Genomic DNA, 15683 nt, shown 5'->3' with positions numbered 1-15683 from the left:
CCAGGGTTCACTGCCCTTTATTTTTGTAGGGGATCTCTCCTGGTTCCCGGGGTACTCTGGTGTCCCCGTCCCCCTCAAAGGGGGACCGGGCCCCTCGCCAGGGCGTTACGCCTCCGGGGTCTCCACCGCGGCGACGGCCTTGCGGGTCCGCGTGCGCTTCGGCTTGACCGGAGCCTCCTCGGCCACGGCGGCGGCCTCGACGGCCGGAGCCTCCGGGGCGACGGCCGCGACCTTGCGGGTGCGGGTGCGCTTCGGCTTGACCGGAGCCTCCTCCGCCACCGGGGCGGCGGCTTCGGCGACGACCTCGGCGGCCGGGGCGGCAGCGGCGACCTTGCGGGTCCGCGTGCGCTTCGGCTTGGCCGGGGCCTCCTCGGCGACCGCGACCGCGGCGACGACCGGCGCGACGACCGGAGCGGCCGGAGCCTCGACCACGGCGGCCTGGGCGACGACCTCGGCCACCGGGGCGGCGGCCGGAGCGGCCGCGGCCTTGCGGGGGGCACGGGCACGCGGGGCGCTGCTCCGCGGGGCGCTGGTGCGGGCGGCGCCGGTGCGGCGCTCCCGGACCGGCTCGACCGGCGGGGCGATCTGGAAGTCCGGCTCCGGCTCCCTGACGAACGGGGCCAGGGGCTCCAGCGCCGTCGCGGGGGCGACGAAGGTGGCGGCCGGGGCGGCCGACCGGGTCCGGCGACGGCGCGGCTTGCGCGCCTCGTCGGCGGCCGGAGCCTCCGGTGCCTGCACCGCCGCGGCGGGCGCGGCGACGGGCGCGGCGACCGGGCTGACCGGCGTGGCCTCGGTGGTCACCGGGGTCAGGAGCTCGGCGCCCGAGTCCGAGCCGCCACGGGTACGGCGGCGCTGGCGCGGCGCGCGGGCGGGACGCTCCTCGGCGGCGACCGGGGCGACCACGCCGCGGCCACCGTCACGTCCACCGTCGCGGCCGGCATCGCGACCACGGTCGCGACCGCCGTCGCGGCCGCTGTCACGGCCACCGCCCGGACCGCCACGGCCACCGCGGCCGCCGGTCTCGCCCAGGTCTTCCAGGTTCTCGGCCTTCAGGCCGGCCCGCGTGCGCTCGGCACGCGGCAGGACGCCCTTGGTGCCGGCCGGGATGTTCATCTGCTCGTACAGGTGCGGGGACGTGGAGTACGTCTCCACCGGGTCGTGGAAGTCCAGCTCCAGCGCCTTGTTGATCAGCTGCCAGCGCGGGATGTCGTCCCAGTCGACCAGGGTGACGGCGATGCCCTTCTTGCCCGCGCGGCCGGTGCGGCCCACGCGGTGCAGGAAGGTCTTCTCGTCCTCGGGCGTCTGGTAGTTGATGACGTGGGTGACACCCTCGACATCGATACCGCGCGCGGCGACGTCGGTGCAGACCAGCACGTCGACCTTGCCGTTGCGGAAGGCGCGCAGCGCCTGCTCGCGGGCGCCCTGGCCCAGGTCGCCGTGGACGGCGCCGGAGGCGAAGCCGCGCTTCTCCAGCTGCTCGGCGATGTCGGCCGCCGTGCGCTTGGTGCGGCAGAAGATCATGGCGAGCCCGCGGCCTTCGGCCTGCAGGATGCGGGAGACGAGCTCCGGCTTGTCCATGTTGTGCGCACGGAAGACGTGCTGCGTGGTGTTGGCGACGGTCGCGCCCTCACCGTCCTCGGAGACGGCGCGGATGTGCGTCGGCTGGGTCATGTAGCGGCGGGCCAGTCCGATGACCGCACCCGGCATGGTCGCCGAGAACAGCATCGTCTGACGCTTGGCCGGCAGGTAGCTCATGATCCGCTCGACGTCGGGCAGGAAGCCCAGGTCGAGCATCTCGTCGGCCTCGTCGAGGACGAGGGCCTTGACCTTGGAGAGGTCCAGCTTCTTCTGTCCGGCCAGGTCGAGCAGGCGGCCCGGGGTGCCGACGATGACGTCGACGCCCTTCTTGAGCGCCTCGACCTGCGGCTCGTACGCGCGGCCGCCGTATATGGCGAGGACGCGGACGTTGCGGACCTTGCCCGCGGTGAGGAGGTCGTTGGTGACCTGGGTGCAGAGCTCGCGGGTCGGAACCACCACGAGGGCCTGCGGGGCGTCGGTGAGCTGATCCGGCGTGGAACGGCCGGCCTCGACGTCCGCGGGAACGACGACGCGCTCCAGCAGGGGGAGGCCGAAACCGAGCGTCTTGCCGGTACCGGTCTTGGCCTGGCCGATGACGTCCGTGCCGGACATGGCGACGGGGAGGGTCATCTCCTGGATCGGGAAGGGGGACACAATGCCGACGGCCTCAAGGGCTTCGGCCGTCTCGGGAAAGATCCCGAGGTCTCGGAACGTAGTCAGGGTGCTGCCTCTTCTGTGAGACGCGGCGCGAGGCGGCGAAGGGGGTCGTACCGTGCCGGGCTTGCAGTACTACTACGTACGTACGAAGCTGCGCGGGACCACGAGCCATCGCTCAGGCGCTTTATGCCGCTGAGGGGGCCCCTCGTGGGAGGCGACGTATGAACGTGCGCATCACGCCGAGGGCGGTCGGGTGGAGCCGATCGGGCCACCGACCGGGCATCCTCATTCGGATGGCCCGCCGAGTGTTCGGCAGGCGCATTACCACTGTACCCCGGAATCTCGCAGCTGTGTCGGGTGAATTCACCAGGTAGGCGCGTTTACGTGGACTGAGCAGGTGGTTCACGGTGCCTTTCGGCGAGCTATTGTGCGGAGCATGTCGACCGTTGAAAACGCATCGCCCGCCGACGAAAGCGCCCCCTCCGAGGCAGCCGGCATCGCCGCCCAGGACTGGGCCACGGCCTCCGCCTCGCCGCAGTACCGGGCCGCCGTGGTGGATCTGCTCGGGGCGCTCGCGTACGGCGAACTCGCGGCCTTCGAACGCCTCGCGGAGGACGCGAAGCTCGCGCCCACCCTCGGGGACAAGGCCGAGCTCGCGAAGATGGCCTCCGCCGAGTTCCACCACTTCGAGCGCCTGCGCGACCGGCTCACCGCGATCGACGAGGACGCCACCGCCGCGATGGAGCCCTTCGCGAAGGGCGTCGACGACTTCCACCGCCAGACCGCCCCGTCGGACTGGCTGGAGGGCCTGGTCAAGGCCTACGTGGGCGACTCCATCGCCAGCGACTTCTACCGCGAGGTGGCCACCCACCTCGACACGGACACCCGCGGGCTCGTCGTGAGCGTGCTCGACGACACCGGCCACGGCGGTTTCGCCGTGGAGAAGGTGCGCGCCGCCATCGAGGCCGACCCGCGCTGCGGCGGCCGGCTCGCGCTGTGGGCCCGCCGGCTGATGGGCGAGGCCCTGTCGCAGGCGCAGCGCGTGGTCGCCGAGCGTGACGCGCTCTCCACCATGCTGGTCGGCGGGGTGGACGGGATGGCGGCCGGCTTCGACCTGGCGGCCGTCGGCGAGATGTTCACCCGGATCACCAAGGCGCACACCAAGCGCATGGCGGCCCTGGGTCTCGCGGCCTAGTCCCGGTCCCGGTCCCGCTCCTGGGCCCCATCCCGGCCCCGAGACGTACGTCGGCCCCCGCGCGGAAGCTCCGCACGGGGGCCGATGTCATGGGTCAGTGGGGTCGTCTAACCCCGCGTCGGAACCGAAAAGGGAGTCCGGTGGGACGGCCTCGCAGTCCGGCCGGCAGGCCGCAGCAGCAGGGACAGGACCACCGCCGAGACCAGCGCGCCGCCGATCAGGGTCGCGAACAGGGTGTTGTGCCCGGGGCCCAGAGCGGTGTGCGTCAGATAGGCGCCGAAGAGGGCACCCGCGACTCCGCTCACCAGCACCGTCCGTGGAGAGGGCAGCCGCGGGCCGAACGCACGGACGGCCGCCCCGGCCAGGGCGAGGCCCAGGAGAGCGGAGCCGAGCGCCTCGATCAGCAGCATGGGGATTCCTCTCGAACGGCGGACGTACCGGGGCGTACCGGGAGCGTGCTTCTTACAGCGGTCCTACCCGAAGCGGAGGAAACGGAAACGGCCCGGTGGAGTCGTCCACCGGGCCGTTCTCGGTACTTCTGGGTGTTCAGAGCGCGCCGAAGCCGACCTTGCGCACGCTGGGCTCGCCCAGGTCGACGTACGACAGGCGCTCGGACGGCACCAGGACCTTGCGGCCCTTGATGTCCGTGAGGCTCAGCAGCGGCGCCGAGCCGGACAGGGCGGCGGTGACGATGCTCTCCAGCTCCTCGGCACTCAGGTCGCTCTCGAGCACGATCTCCCGGGGTGCGTGCTGCACGCCGATCTTGACCTCCACGGCCTTGTCCCTCCGACGGTCCGGTTCGCGCGATCACGCCGCGCCGTTACCCGGTCCACATTAGCCCGGAGAGGGGACGTGTCCGCCGCGCGGCGAAAACGCTCGCAGCGAACAGCCGCCGGCCGGACCGGCGGGCACCGCCGGGACCGGCCCGGAAAGCCGGGCCGAGGCCGGTCAGGCGCCGGTCAGGTGCCGCCCGGACGCCGCCCGGACCTCGCTCAGACGTCCGTCGGGTGCAGCGGGAAGCCGGCGATTCCGCGCCAGGCGAGGGAGGTCAGCAGGCCCACCGCGGTGTCACGGGCGACCGGGCTCTCGCTCGACAGCCAGTACCGGGCCACGACCTGCGAGACCCCGCCCAGGCCCACGGCCAGCAGCATCGACTCGTCCTTCGACAGGCCGGTGTCCTCGGCGATGACGTCCGAGATGGCCTCGGCGCACTGCAGCGAGACGCGGTCGACGCGCTCGCGCACCGCCGGCTCGTTCGTCAGGTCCGACTCGAAGACCAGCCGGAAGGCGCCGCCCTCGTCCTCGACGTACGCGAAGTACGCGTCCATGGTCGCGGCGACGCGCATCTTGTTGTCGTTCGTCGACGCGAGCGCGGTGCGCACGGCGAGCAGCAGGGCCTCGCAGTGCTGGTCCAGGAGCGCCAGGTAGAGGTCGAGCTTGCCGGGGAAGTGCTGGTAGAGCACCGGCTTGCTGACTCCGGCACGCTCCGCGATGTCGTCCATGGCCGCCGCGTGGTAACCCTGCGCGACGAAGACCTCCTGGGCGGCGCCCAGGAGCTGGTTGCGCCGGGCCCGGCGCGGAAGTCGCGTGCCCCGCGGACGCGCTGCCTCGGTCTGCTCGATGGCTGTCACGCCGCCTCCCACTTTCTCTAGAACACAGTGCGCCTTGCGTCGCGCGGCCATCGTACTTTTCGGTAACCGAATCTGGTGGGTTCAAGCCGAGTTTTCTCGCGGTACGGACCGCCGGTTACCCGCCGGAGATGCTGGTCAGCGCTTGCTCAGCGGTAATCGTCCTCGTCGAGGGGCACCACCCGGGTCTGCTCGGCGGCGTCCCCGTCGGAGGCTTCGCGCTGGCCCACGGGGGTCAGCGGATCGTCCTCGACCGGATTCAACTCCGCGTTCTGCTCCGCCGCGTCCGCCTCGGGGGCTTCCACATCGAGGGTTTCCTGCACCTCTGACTGGAAGGTGTCCGGTTCCGCAGGGTCGACAGTCATGGAGCACCCCTTTCCACCTACGAGCCTAGGAGGATCGCGGATACCCCGCTAGGCGGTTCCGCAAGCATCTGTGACGGCGAACACAAGAGGAGCCGCGTGATCGTCTCGTAACATTGCCCCATGTCTTCGACCGAGCTGCCGGGTGTACGGTCCACGGCCGCGCCGTCTTCCCAGGTGGGAGCCGTGCGAGTGGCCGACGGGGAGCAGCTGCGCACCGACCGGCTGCCCGGGCTGGAAATGAACGTACGGGTACGCCCGCCGGTCCGGGCCGGCCTGCCGCCCGCACTTTTCGTCCACGGGCTCGGCGGTTCCTCGCAGAACTGGTCCGCGCTCATGGGGCGGCTGGCCGATTCCGTCGACGGCGAGGCCGTGGACCTGCCCGGATTCGGGTGGTCCCCGCCGCCCGCCGACCGGGACTACTCGGTGACCGCGCTCGCGCGCACCGTCATCCGCCACCTCGACGCCGCCGGGCGCGGACCGGTGCACCTGTTCGGCAACTCCCTCGGCGGGGCGGTCTCCACCCGGGTCGCGGCCGTCCGGCCCGACCTGGTGCGCACGCTGACGCTGGTCTCCCCGGCCCTGCCCGAACTGCGCGTGCAGAAGTCGGCCGTGCCGACCGCGCTGCTCGCCGTACCCGGCATGGCCGGGGTGCTCGACCGGCTGACCCGGGGTCTGAGCGCCGAGCGGCGCACCCGGGGGCTCACGGACCTCCTGTACGGGGACCCCTCCCGGGTGAAGCCCGAGGTGTTCGAGGCTGCCGTCGAGGAAATGGAACGGCGGCTCGCGCTGCCGTACTTCTGGGACGCGATGACCCGTTCCTCGCGCGGCATCGTCGACGCGTACACCCTCGGCGGCCAGCACGGACTGTGGCGCCAGGCACAGCGGGTGCTCGCACCGACCCTGCTGGTCTACGGTGGCCGGGACCAGCTCGTCTCGTACCGTATGGCGCGCAAGGCCGCCGCGGCCTACCGGGGTTCGCGGCTGCTGTCCCTTCCGGAGGCCGGGCACGTGGCGATGATGGAGTACCCCGAGGTGGTCGCGGCCGCCTTCCGGGAGCTGCTGGACGCCACCGGGGACGGGAACACCGTGAACACCTTGCACACCAGGAACACCGACGAGGACGGCAAGGGCTGATACGTGGGACGACATAGTCGCAAGGAGCCCGCCAAGGCTTCCGGTCCCGGCTCAGGCCATCCGCAGCCGGCCGAACGGGCCGGTGCACGGGCCGCTTCCCCGGCCCCGGCCGGGTGGGCCGAACCGGCCGCCGCCCCGCGCGGGTACGCGGCCACGCCGCGCCACGAGCCGGTGTCCGGCGCGCGCGGCGGCCACCCCGAACAGCGCGAGCCCGGCGGAGCCTGGGGCGCGGCCGCCGGTACCGGGTCGGCCTACGGCGACTGGCGCGGGGCCCCGCGCACCCGGCCGGCGGCCGGCGCGGGCGCACCTGCCCCGGTCTACGACACCCCGGGTCACGGCATGCCGGTCTACGGGACCCCGGGTCACGGCATGCCGGTCTACGGGACTCCGGGGCATGGCACGCCGGTCTATGAGACCCCCGGGCATGGCACGCCGGTCTACGGGACTCCCGGGCATGGCACGCCGGTCTATGAGACCCCCGGTCACGGCACGCCGGTCTACGACACCCCGGGTCACGGAACCCAGGGCTACGCCACCCCCGTCTACGACACCCCGGCCTTCGGTACCCCCGCGGTCGGCTTCCCGCAGGTCACCCTCGACCCGCCGATGACCGCGACGGGTTCGCACCGCCGGATCCCGGTTCGCGAGGACGCCTTCACGACGACCGGCTCCTACCGTGCCGTCCCCGCCGCCGAGGCCCTCTTCGCCGAGGACGCCTTCACCGCCACCGGCTCGCACCGCCGGATCCCCGCGCCGCGTACGCCGGTCGTCACCCCCGTCGAAGAGGCGGAGGAGGCGGAGGAGGCGCCGCAGCCGGCCGGGCGCGGCGGCAGGGGCCGTACGTACGCCGGGATGGCCGCCGCGGCCGTCACCGTCGTGCTCGCCGTCGTCGTCGCGGGCCAGGCGGCCTCCGAGGACGACGGCGCCAAGAACACCGTGCGTGCCGCCGACGAGGGCAACAGGCTCGCCGCGCAGGGCGACTCCGCCGCCTCCCGCTCCGACGGCCGGCCCACCCCGGACGCCTCCGCGGCGATCAAGGCCGCGCCGGAGCTCACGTACGACCAGAAGATGGCGCAGCAGTTCCCCATCGACGAGAAGCTGAAGGGATCCGGCGTCTTCGACACCGTGCCCGGTGTGGCGCAGGCGCCCGGCAAGGGCAAGGTGGTCCGCTACCGCATCGACGTGGAGCAGGGACTCGGCCTGGATCCGCAGCTGTTCGCCGAGGCCGTGCACCGCACGCTCAACGACGACCGCAGCTGGGGCCACGGCGGTACGAAGACCTTCGAGCGGGTGCCGGGCGGCTCGGCCGATTTCGTGATCACGCTCGCCAGCCCCGGGACCACCGGCGTCTGGTGCAGGAAGTCCGGGCTCGACACCACCATCGACAACGTCTCCTGCGACTCCGCGTCGACCGACCGCGTGATGATCAACGCGTACCGCTGGTCCCAGGGTTCGGCGACGTACGGCGCGGACCAGATGTTCGCCTACCGCCAGATGCTGATCAACCACGAGGTCGGCCACCGGCTCGGCCACGGCCACGTGAGCTGCCAGACGCCGGGCGCGCTCGCCCCGATCATGCAGCAGCAGACGAAATCCCTGGACATCAACAACATCAAGTGCAAACCCAACCCCTGGGTGTATCCCGGGAGTTGATCAACCGCGTTGACAAGCTGTCCGATGGTCGGTCATTGTTCTCCGCATGTCGCACCTTCACACCACCACCGCGAGCGCCGCCATTGAGCTGGCGCTGCTTGGTGTGACCGCGCACAGCGTGGCCGACATCCTCTGTCGCTGACGCCTCCCTGAGCGCGCGACTTCCTCTTTTCCCAGTCATTCCGCCGCGCCCGGGGCCCACCAGCCCGCAGGTGCGGCTTCCTGACGTTTTCCGTCCCCGCCGTCGGCACGCCGCCGACCGTGCCGACGTGGACCGCTGCCCCTCGCGTGGCCTTTTCCGCATCTCCCTTCACGCCGAGAGGTCCCTTTTCCCATGGCCCGTCAGTCCCTCATATCGCGCCGCGTGGCCGCGGTCGCCGTCAGCTTCGTTCTGGCCGGGGGCGCCGCCGCCTGCGGGCCCAAGGACAGCGCGGACAAGGCCTCCGCCGGCGACAAGCCGGGCGCTTCCGGCGCCGCCCCGCAGAAGGGCGGCACCCTGACCGTCCTCAACAACGAGCCGCAGAGCGACTTCGACCCGGCCCGCCTGTACACCTCCGGCGGCGGCAACGTCCCCTCGCTCGTCTTCCGCACGCTCACCACCCGCAACCGCGAGGCGGGCCCGGCCGGCGCCAAGGTCGTGCCCGACCTCGCCACCGACCTCGGCAAGCCCAACGCCGACGCCACCGAGTGGACTTACACCCTCAAGGACGGGCTCAAGTACGAGGACGGCTCGCCGATCACCACCGCCGACATCAAGTACGGCATCGAGCGGTCCTTCGCCGCCGAGCTGTCGGGCGGAGCCCCGTACCTGCGCGACTGGCTGGTCGGCGGGGAGACCTACGAGGGCCCGTACAAGGACGGCGGCAAGGGGCTCGACTCGATCGTCGTGCCCGACGCGAAGACGATCGTCTTCAAACTCCGCAAGCCCGAGGGGGAGTTCCCCTTCCTCGCCACGCAGACGCAGTTCGCGCCCGTGCCCAAGGCCAAGGACACCGGGGTCAAGTACGAGGAGCACCCGGTCTCCTCGGGCCCGTACAAGGTCGTCAAGAACGAGAACGACGGCGAGCACCTCACCCTGGAGCGCAACGAGAACTGGGACGAGAAGACCGACGAGGAGCGCAAGGCCTACCCGGACAAGATCGACGTCCGCTCCGGGCTCGACGCGGCGGTCATCAACCAGCGCCTGTCCACCAGCTCCGGCGCCGACGCGGCCGCGGTCACCACCGACACCAACCTCGGACCGGCCGAACTCGCCCAGATCGGCGGCAACAAGGAGCTGAACGGGCGCGTCGGCACCGGCCACTTCGGCTACGTCAACTACCTCGCCTTCAACCCGAAGGTCGCCCCCTTCGACAACCCGAAGGTCCGCCAGGCGATCTCCCACGCCATCAACCGCACCAGCGTGATCAACGCGGCCGGCGGCTCCGCCCTCGCCGAGCCCGCCACCACCTTCCTGCCCGAGCAGGAGGCCTTCGGCTTCACCCCGTACGACCACTTCCCGGCAGGCAAGACCGGAGACCCGGCCAAGGCCAAGGCGCTGCTGGCCGAGGCGGGCTACAAGGACGGACTGACCATCACGCTCACCCACTCCAACGCCCAGAACCGGCAGACCAGCCCCGAGGTGGCCACCGCCGTGCAGCAGGCGCTCGCCGCCGCCGGGATCACCGTCAAGCTGGAGGGACTGGAGAACAACGCCTTCAACGAGAAGCGCTGGGACGTCAAGAACACCCCCGGCTTCTTCCTCTCCCGCTGGGGCGCCGACTGGCCCTCCGGCGCACCCTTCCTCGCCCCGATCTTCGACGGCCGGCAGATCGTCACCAACGGCACCAACTACAACCACGCGCAGCTCGACGACCCCGCCGTCAACACCGAGATCGACGAGATCGCCAAGCTGACCGACCTCGCGGCGGCCGGCAAGCGCTGGGGCGCCCTCGACAAGAAGATCGGCGAGCAGGCGCTCGACGTCCCGCTCTTCCACCCGGTCTACAAGCGGCTCGTCGGCAAGGACGTCAAGAACGTCGTCATCAGCGACTGGACCGGCGTCCTCGACGTCTCGCAGGTCTCGGTCAATTGAATCCTCCCCTCCCTGGAGGGTGAGGGGATTCCTCACCCTCCAGGGCTGATCGGGGATTTCTGGCTCACGCTGCCAGGCCAGGCAGCGCCTGGTCTGGTCTTCCGCGATCAGCACCAGCCGGGTTGAGACCAGCCCGGACCAGCATCACGCGTGCGGAGTTCTTGTCTCTGGGGGACACCGCTCCGCACGCGGTGCAGGCATACGTTCGTTCTGAGAGAGGTAGTGCGTGCTTGGTTCTCGCTCCGCACTGCGCGCAGTCCATCGTGGTGTGCGCGGGATGTACCAGGATCACGGTCCGGCCGTGCTTGTGGCCCATCTCGATCAGGGCCGCCTTCGTTGCAGAGATCGCAGCGTCGGCAGCCTTGCGTGCCATGGTGGATTTGGCGAGGAACTTCGGACGGAAGTCCTCCACCGCAAGGGCGTCATGGTCGCGGACCACGCGCTTGGCCCACTTGCGGCCGGTGTCCTGGCGTTGCCGGGTCACCTTCTTGTGGATCTTCGCCGTCAGCTTCTTCGCCCGCTGGTAGCCCTTCGATCCGGGCTTGCCCCTCGGCGGCTTCCGGCGGGCCATCATGCGCTGGTAGCGGGCGAGCTTCGGCGCGGCCGTCTTCCCGTGCTCGGCGTGAGGAAGGTCGTGGTCGTCGCTGGTGGTGGTCGCGGTCTCGCGCACGCCCCAGTCGATCCCGATCACCGCGCCGGTTTCCGCAAGCGGCTCGACCTCGGCGGGGACGACGAACGAGCAGTACCAGTGGCCGAGACTGTCCTGACAGACACGCACACTGGACGGGGCGGCAGGAAGATTCCGCGACCACACCACCGTCAAGGCGATCCCGCCCGCCAAGTGCAGCTTCCCGTCCTTCAACCGAAACCCACGCTTGGTGTAGTTGAGGGACGGCAGCACTTCCCGCTTCTTCTTCCACTTCGGCATACCGGCCCGCTGCCGCACCGGCAACCGGTCGTTGACATCCTTCTGCGCCTTGGCCCGGGACTTCCCGAAATCCCGGATCAGTTGCTGCTGCGGGACAGAGGAACCCTCGCGAAGCCAGGTGTTCCTGGTGCGGGCTTCGGTCAGCATCTTGTCGAGCTGAGCCGGGCCACAGGTCCGCTTGTCCGTCTCGGCGGGCCGGTTCTTGTTCCACAGGTGCGTCTGTTTCGATTTCGCGCAGCACTCGTTCCACACCCAGCGGCACCGGTCCCACTCACCCATCAAGGCGGCGAGAGCGGTGGACGACACGCGAACTCGGAAGGTCCACCGGGCGTACCCGGCATCTCCCGCCATCGGTGTCATCGCCATCCCAACAACCTAGCCCCGCCCACTGACAACAGCCGAAAGTACAGGTCAGGCCAGATGCGCAGAGACCTCTGCCGCTTCGCGACTCCGATTCGAGAGCCCATTCCTTCCAGGTCTGAAGGCCGGGCCTTCCTCGGAGGAGTCCGGTGACGCTGCTCGCCGACCGGCCGGTGTCCGGGCCCGGGGCCGTCGCCCCGGGCCCGGGCCTCGGGCGGCAGATACTGCGGCGGCTGCGCGCCCGGCCCTCGGCCGTGGCGGCGGCCGCCGTCCTCGCACTCCTCGTCCTCCTCGCCCTCGCCGCACCGCTGTTCGCGCAGCTCACCGGCCAGGACCCGAACGCCTACCACGACGAGCTCGTCGACTCCGCGCGCGGCGGCGTCCCCATCGGGTCCTTCGGCGGAATCTCCGGCGAACACTGGCTCGGCGTGGAACCCGGCACCGGCCGCGACCTGTTCACCCGGCTGCTCTACGGGGCCCGGATCTCCCTGCTCGTCGCGCTCGGCGCCACCGCCGTCCAGGTCCTCGTCGGCGTGGGCGTCGGGCTCGCCGCCGCCCTCGGCGGCCGGTTCGCCGGCCAGGTCGTCAGCCGGTTCACCGATGTGATGATCGCCCTGCCCCTGCTGGTGATCGCCGTCGCCCTCACCGCCGTCGTCCCGCCCGCGTTCCCGCGGCCGCTGCTGCTGATCCTGGTCATCGGACTGCTCGACTGGGGCGGCCTCGCCCGGATGGTGCGCGCCCAGACCCTCTCCCTCAAGGAGCTGGACTTCGTCGACGCCGCCCGGCTCTCGGGCAACGGCACCCTGCGGATCGCCCGCCGGGAGCTGCTGCCCTCGCTGGCCGCGCCCGTCATCACCCTCGCCGCGATCAAGGTGCCCACCGCCATGGTGGTCGAGGCCTCCCTGTCCTTCCTCGGGGTCGGCGTGAAACCGCCCACCCCCTCCTGGGGGCAGATGCTCTCCAGCGCCCAGACCTGGTTCCGCGCCGACCCCACCTACGTGCTGCTCCCCGCCGGGCTGCTCTTCGTCACCGTGCTCGCCTTCACCGTGCTCGGCGACGCCGTCCGCACGGCCCTGGACCCGCGCGAGGACTCGCGGCTGCGGGTCGGCACCAGAAAGGAGCGCAAGGCGTGACCCGCTTCGTGCTCAAACGGACCGGCGGCGCACTGCTCGTGCTGCTCACCCTGTCCGTCGTGATCTACGCCCTCTTCTACCTGGTCCCAGGCGACCCCGCCCGCCTCGCCTGCGGGGAGCGCTGCAACCCGGCGCAGATCGCCCAGGTGCGCGAACAGCTCGGGCTGAACGAGTCGGCGGTCGCGCAGTACCTGCACTTCCTCCAGGGACTGCTGGTGGGCCGGGACTCCTCCGGCGGCGCCGGGCTCGTCCTGCACTGCGACGCGCCCTGCCTCGGATTCTCGTACCAGAACGACCAGCAGGTCACCGAGCTGCTGCTGGAGCGGCTCCCCGCCACCCTGTCACTGGCGCTGGGGGCGCTGGTGATCTGGCTCGTGATCGGCGTCGGCACCGGACTGCTGTCCGCGCTGCGCCGGGGCGGTTTCACCGAGCGGGCGCTGACCGTGCTCACGCTCGCCGCCACCGGCACCCCCGTCTTCATCCTCGGGCTGCTGCTGCTCATGGCCTTCTGCGCCTACCTCCAGTGGCTGCCCTTCCCCACGTACGTACCGCTCGGCGACGACCCCGAGCAGTGGGCGTGGAACATGCTGCTGCCCTGGGTGACCCTCGGCTTCTTCGAGAGCGCCAAGTACGCCCGGCTGAGCCGTAGTTCCATCCTCGAGACGCTCGCCGAGGACCACATCCGCACCTTCCGCGCCTACGGGGTGGGGGAGCGGGCCATCGTGACCCGGCACGCCGTGCGGGGCGCGGTGGCCCCGGTGATCGCGCTCAGCGCCGTGGACTTCGGCACCATGATCGGCGGCGCCGTGCTGACCGAGTCGCTGTTCGGGATCCCCGGGCTCGGCAAGACCCTCATCGACGGCGTACGGGTCGTGGACCTGCCCGTGGTGGTGGGCGTGGTCCTCGCCATCGGCGCCGCCGTGGTGCTCGCGGGTGTCGTCGCCGACGTGCTGTACGCCGTCGCGGACCGAAGGGTGGTTCTGGCATGACGCATGCTTCGCTGGTGGACGTCAGCGGGCTCACCGTCGACTTCCCGGTCGGCCGGCCGGGGGAGTACGTACGGGCCGTGGACGGGGTGTCCTTCAGTCTGGAGCCCGGCCGCGCCCTGGGCATCGTGGGGGAATCCGGAAGCGGCAAGTCGACTGTCGCAACAGCCCTGTTGGGGCTGCACCGCGGCACCGGAGCGCGGCTTGGCGGCACCGTCCGGGTCGGCGGAACCGACGTGGGCGCGGCCTCCCCGGCCCAGCTCCGGGAGCTGCGCGGGGGTGTCGCCGCGATGGTCTTCCAGGATCCGCTGAGCTCCCTGGACCCGTACTACGCCATCGGCGACCAGATCGCCGAGGTGTACCGGGTGCACGTCTCCGCCTCGCGCCGTGCGGCCCGGGCGCGGGCGGTGGAGGTGCTGGACCGGGTCGGCATACCCGACGCGGTGCGCCGCTCCCGCGCGCGGCCGCACGAGTTCAGCGGGGGCATGCGCCAACGGGCCCTGATCGCGATGGCGTTGGCGTGCGAGCCGAAGCTGCTGATCGCGGACGAGCCGACCACGGCGCTCGACGTCACCGTCCAGGCGCAGATCCTCGACCTGCTGCACGGGCTGCGGGAGGAGCGGGGGCTCGGGCTGCTGCTCGTCACGCACGACGTGGGGGTGGCGGCGGAGAACGTGGACGCGGTGCTGGTGATGCGGGACGGCGGTGTCGTGGAGCGGGGCCCGGTCGGGTCCGTGCTCTCTGCTCCGGCCGATCCGTACACAGGGGCGCTGCTGGCGGCGGTGCCGCGGCTCGACGCGGTGCGGGTGGCCCGGCCGGCGGCCGTACGGGCGCTGCCCGTGCCCGCTCCTCAATCGCCGGAGGGGCTGGAATCGGGCCCGGTGGGGCTGCCGAGGCAGAGCCGGGTGCGGCTCAAAGATCGGGGCTCCGCCCCGGACCCCGCGCCTCAAACGCCGGCGGGGCTGGAATTGGCGTCGCTGGATTCCGTGCCCGTCGTCGAGGCGTTTTCGCTGCGGAAGGAGTTCGGGCGGGGGAAGCGGCGGGTGGAGGCCGTGGCGGGGGTGTCGGTGTTCGTGCGGGGTGGGGAGACGCTCGGGATCGTCGGGGAGAGCGGCAGCGGCAAGAGTACCCTCGGGCGGATGCTCGTCGGGCTGCTGGAGCCCAGTTCCGGGCAGGTCCGGCGGGACGGGGTGGAGAGCGCCGGCCTGGTGCCCGGGGTGCAGATGGTGTTCCAGGACCCGGTGTCCTCGCTCAACCCGCGCCGGTCGGTCGGCGAGTCCATCGCGGACCCGCTGCGCGCGGCCGGGGAGAAGGACCGGTCCGCCATCCGGGCCCGGGTCGGTGAACTGCTCCTGCGCGTGGGGCTGGAGGAGGCGCACTACGACCGGTACCCGCACGAGTTCAGCGGCGGCCAGCGCCAGCGCGTCGGTATCGCCCGGGCCCTCGCGCCCCGGCCCCGGCTGATCGTCTGCGACGAGCCCGTCTCGGCCCTCGACGTCACCACGCAGGCGCAGGTCACCGCCCTGCTGGCCGAGCTCCAGCAGGAGCTCGGGATCGCGCTGGTCTTCATCGCGCACGACCTCGCGGTGGTGCGTCAGGTCAGCGACCGGGTCGCCGTCATGAGGGGCGGGGTGATCGTGGAGGAGGGCCCCGTCGACGAGGTCTACGACCGGCCGGCGCACGCCTACACCCGGGAACTGCTGGCGGCCGTACCGGCCCTCGACCCCGCCCTGGCCGCCGCCCGCAGGCTCGGCCGGAGCCGTTCCGGCGGAGTGCTCGCGGGGGCCTCGTAGACCGCCCCACGTAGTTCTTAGCGTGCTCGAACGCGAACCGTACGGGAAAGTTACGACTCTTCACCCCTTCCGGTGGCGGGGGGGGGAAACCCCCACCCCGGCCCCCCAACCCCCCCCCCCAGCCCCCCCCCCCGGATCCCCAAACCCCACAAGAAAAACCCAAAAAAAAAACCACAAGGGGTACCCCTCCCTCCCCTAC

14 protein-coding genes are annotated in these 15683 nt (G+C 71.6%); 8 read left to right on the top strand and 6 right to left on the bottom strand.

Annotation, left to right across the window (positions count from 1 at the left end; all coding sequences use genetic code 11):
* Nucleotides 1–105 precede the first annotated feature (105 nt).
* Nucleotides 106–2208, bottom strand: coding sequence for a DEAD/DEAH box helicase (locus ACFWBW_RS10055; RefSeq protein ID WP_385370193.1), 2103 nt, complete (start codon nucleotides 2206–2208; stop codon nucleotides 106–108).
* 463 nt (nucleotides 2209–2671) lie between these two features.
* On the opposite strand from ACFWBW_RS10055, the gene ACFWBW_RS10050 reads away from it, so the two are divergent.
* On the top strand, nucleotides 2672–3430 hold the full coding sequence (locus ACFWBW_RS10050) for a ferritin-like fold-containing protein (RefSeq protein ID WP_243335974.1): 759 nt from the start codon (nucleotides 2672–2674) through the stop codon (nucleotides 3428–3430).
* 107 nt (nucleotides 3431–3537) lie between these two features.
* On the opposite strand, the gene ACFWBW_RS10045 is transcribed toward ACFWBW_RS10050, so the two are convergent.
* From ACFWBW_RS10045 to ACFWBW_RS10030, 4 genes are all read right to left on the bottom strand, one after another.
* Entirely contained in the window at nucleotides 3538–3840 is a 303-nt protein-coding gene (locus ACFWBW_RS10045) for a hypothetical protein (RefSeq protein WP_385370191.1), read from the bottom strand.
* Between the two features lie 136 nt (nucleotides 3841–3976).
* Entirely contained in the window at nucleotides 3977–4204 is a 228-nt protein-coding gene (locus ACFWBW_RS10040; protein WP_250741766.1) for a DUF3107 domain-containing protein, read from the bottom strand.
* 218 nt (nucleotides 4205–4422) lie between these two features.
* Nucleotides 4423–5061 carry a TetR/AcrR family transcriptional regulator gene (locus ACFWBW_RS10035; RefSeq protein WP_214949215.1) on the bottom strand — a complete coding sequence of 213 codons (639 nt, stop codon included), beginning with the start codon at nucleotides 5059–5061 and terminating at the stop codon, nucleotides 4423–4425.
* 146 nt (nucleotides 5062–5207) lie between these two features.
* A complete protein-coding gene (locus ACFWBW_RS10030) occupies nucleotides 5208–5423 on the bottom strand; it encodes a hypothetical protein (protein WP_385370188.1) in 216 nt (71 codons plus the stop codon).
* A 120-nt stretch (nucleotides 5424–5543) separates the two neighbouring features.
* On the opposite strand from ACFWBW_RS10030, the gene ACFWBW_RS10025 reads away from it, so the two are divergent.
* The 4 genes from ACFWBW_RS10025 (at nucleotide 5544) to ACFWBW_RS10010 (ending at nucleotide 10284) form a co-directional block, all read left to right on the top strand.
* Nucleotides 5544–6557 (top strand): alpha/beta fold hydrolase, encoded by a 1014-nt coding sequence (locus ACFWBW_RS10025; RefSeq protein WP_385370186.1) that lies wholly within the window; start codon nucleotides 5544–5546, stop codon nucleotides 6555–6557.
* A gap of 3 nt (nucleotides 6558–6560) precedes the next feature.
* Nucleotides 6561–8210, top strand: coding sequence for a DUF3152 domain-containing protein (locus ACFWBW_RS10020; RefSeq protein WP_385370184.1), 1650 nt, complete (start codon nucleotides 6561–6563; stop codon nucleotides 8208–8210).
* A 46-nt stretch (nucleotides 8211–8256) separates the two neighbouring features.
* The gene (locus ACFWBW_RS10015; protein ID WP_323182329.1) at nucleotides 8257–8352 is read left to right on the top strand and encodes an Ms4533A family Cys-rich leader peptide; all 96 of its coding nucleotides are present in this window, start codon (nucleotides 8257–8259) and stop codon (nucleotides 8350–8352) included.
* A 192-nt stretch (nucleotides 8353–8544) separates the two neighbouring features.
* Nucleotides 8545–10284: an ABC transporter substrate-binding protein gene (locus ACFWBW_RS10010; RefSeq protein WP_385370182.1), complete on the top strand. Its 1740-nt coding sequence runs from the start codon at nucleotides 8545–8547 to the stop codon at nucleotides 10282–10284.
* Nucleotides 10285–10348: 64 nt separating this feature from the next.
* Here the strand turns inward: ACFWBW_RS10010 and ACFWBW_RS10005 are convergent, their stop codons facing one another.
* A complete protein-coding gene (locus ACFWBW_RS10005; RefSeq protein ID WP_385370180.1) occupies nucleotides 10349–11578 on the bottom strand; it encodes an RNA-guided endonuclease InsQ/TnpB family protein in 1230 nt (409 codons plus the stop codon).
* 143 nt (nucleotides 11579–11721) lie between these two features.
* On the opposite strand from ACFWBW_RS10005, the gene ACFWBW_RS10000 reads away from it, so the two are divergent.
* From ACFWBW_RS10000 to ACFWBW_RS09990, 3 genes are read left to right on the top strand one after another with little or no spacing between them, the layout of a single operon-like run.
* A complete protein-coding gene (locus ACFWBW_RS10000) occupies nucleotides 11722–12705 on the top strand; it encodes an ABC transporter permease (RefSeq protein ID WP_385370178.1) in 984 nt (327 codons plus the stop codon).
* Nucleotides 12702–13694 carry an ABC transporter permease gene (locus ACFWBW_RS09995; protein WP_385370176.1) on the top strand — a complete coding sequence of 331 codons (993 nt, stop codon included), beginning with the start codon at nucleotides 12702–12704 and terminating at the stop codon, nucleotides 13692–13694. Before ACFWBW_RS10000 ends, ACFWBW_RS09995 begins: the two co-directional genes overlap by 4 nt.
* Complete coding sequence (locus tag ACFWBW_RS09990; protein WP_385370174.1) at nucleotides 13691–15484, top strand: dipeptide ABC transporter ATP-binding protein; 1794 nt, start codon at nucleotides 13691–13693, stop codon at nucleotides 15482–15484. The genes ACFWBW_RS09995 and ACFWBW_RS09990 overlap by 4 nt, the downstream gene beginning before the upstream one ends.
* Nucleotides 15485–15683: the final 199 nt, after the last annotated feature.

Origin of the sequence: Streptomyces sp. NPDC059957 (genome assembly GCF_042730015.1) — a bacterium.
Lineage (GTDB): Bacteria > Actinomycetota > Actinomycetes > Streptomycetales > Streptomycetaceae > Streptomyces.
Note: the sequence above shows the minus strand (reverse complement) of the source record. Positions and strands in the feature narration are given on the sequence as shown.

Excerpts from the sequence above, each read along its gene's own strand:
- ACFWBW_RS10050 (WP_243335974.1), top strand. The coding sequence starts at position 2,672 with ATGTCGACCGTTGAAAACGCATCGCCCGCCGACGAAAGCGCCCCCTCC.
- ACFWBW_RS10010 (WP_385370182.1), top strand. The coding sequence starts at position 8,545 with ATGGCCCGTCAGTCCCTCATATCGCGCCGCGTGGCCGCGGTCGCCGTC.
- ACFWBW_RS10005 (WP_385370180.1), bottom strand. The coding sequence starts at position 11,578 with ATGGCGATGACACCGATGGCGGGAGATGCCGGGTACGCCCGGTGGACC.
- ACFWBW_RS10030 (WP_385370188.1), bottom strand. The coding sequence starts at position 5,423 with ATGACTGTCGACCCTGCGGAACCGGACACCTTCCAGTCAGAGGTGCAG.
- ACFWBW_RS10015 (WP_323182329.1), top strand. The coding sequence starts at position 8,257 with ATGTCGCACCTTCACACCACCACCGCGAGCGCCGCCATTGAGCTGGCG.
- ACFWBW_RS10025 (WP_385370186.1), top strand. The coding sequence starts at position 5,544 with ATGTCTTCGACCGAGCTGCCGGGTGTACGGTCCACGGCCGCGCCGTCT.
- ACFWBW_RS10045 (WP_385370191.1), bottom strand. The coding sequence starts at position 3,840 with ATGCTGCTGATCGAGGCGCTCGGCTCCGCTCTCCTGGGCCTCGCCCTG.
- ACFWBW_RS09990 (WP_385370174.1), top strand. The coding sequence starts at position 13,691 with ATGACGCATGCTTCGCTGGTGGACGTCAGCGGGCTCACCGTCGACTTC.
- ACFWBW_RS10055 (WP_385370193.1), bottom strand. The coding sequence starts at position 2,208 with ATGACCCTCCCCGTCGCCATGTCCGGCACGGACGTCATCGGCCAGGCC.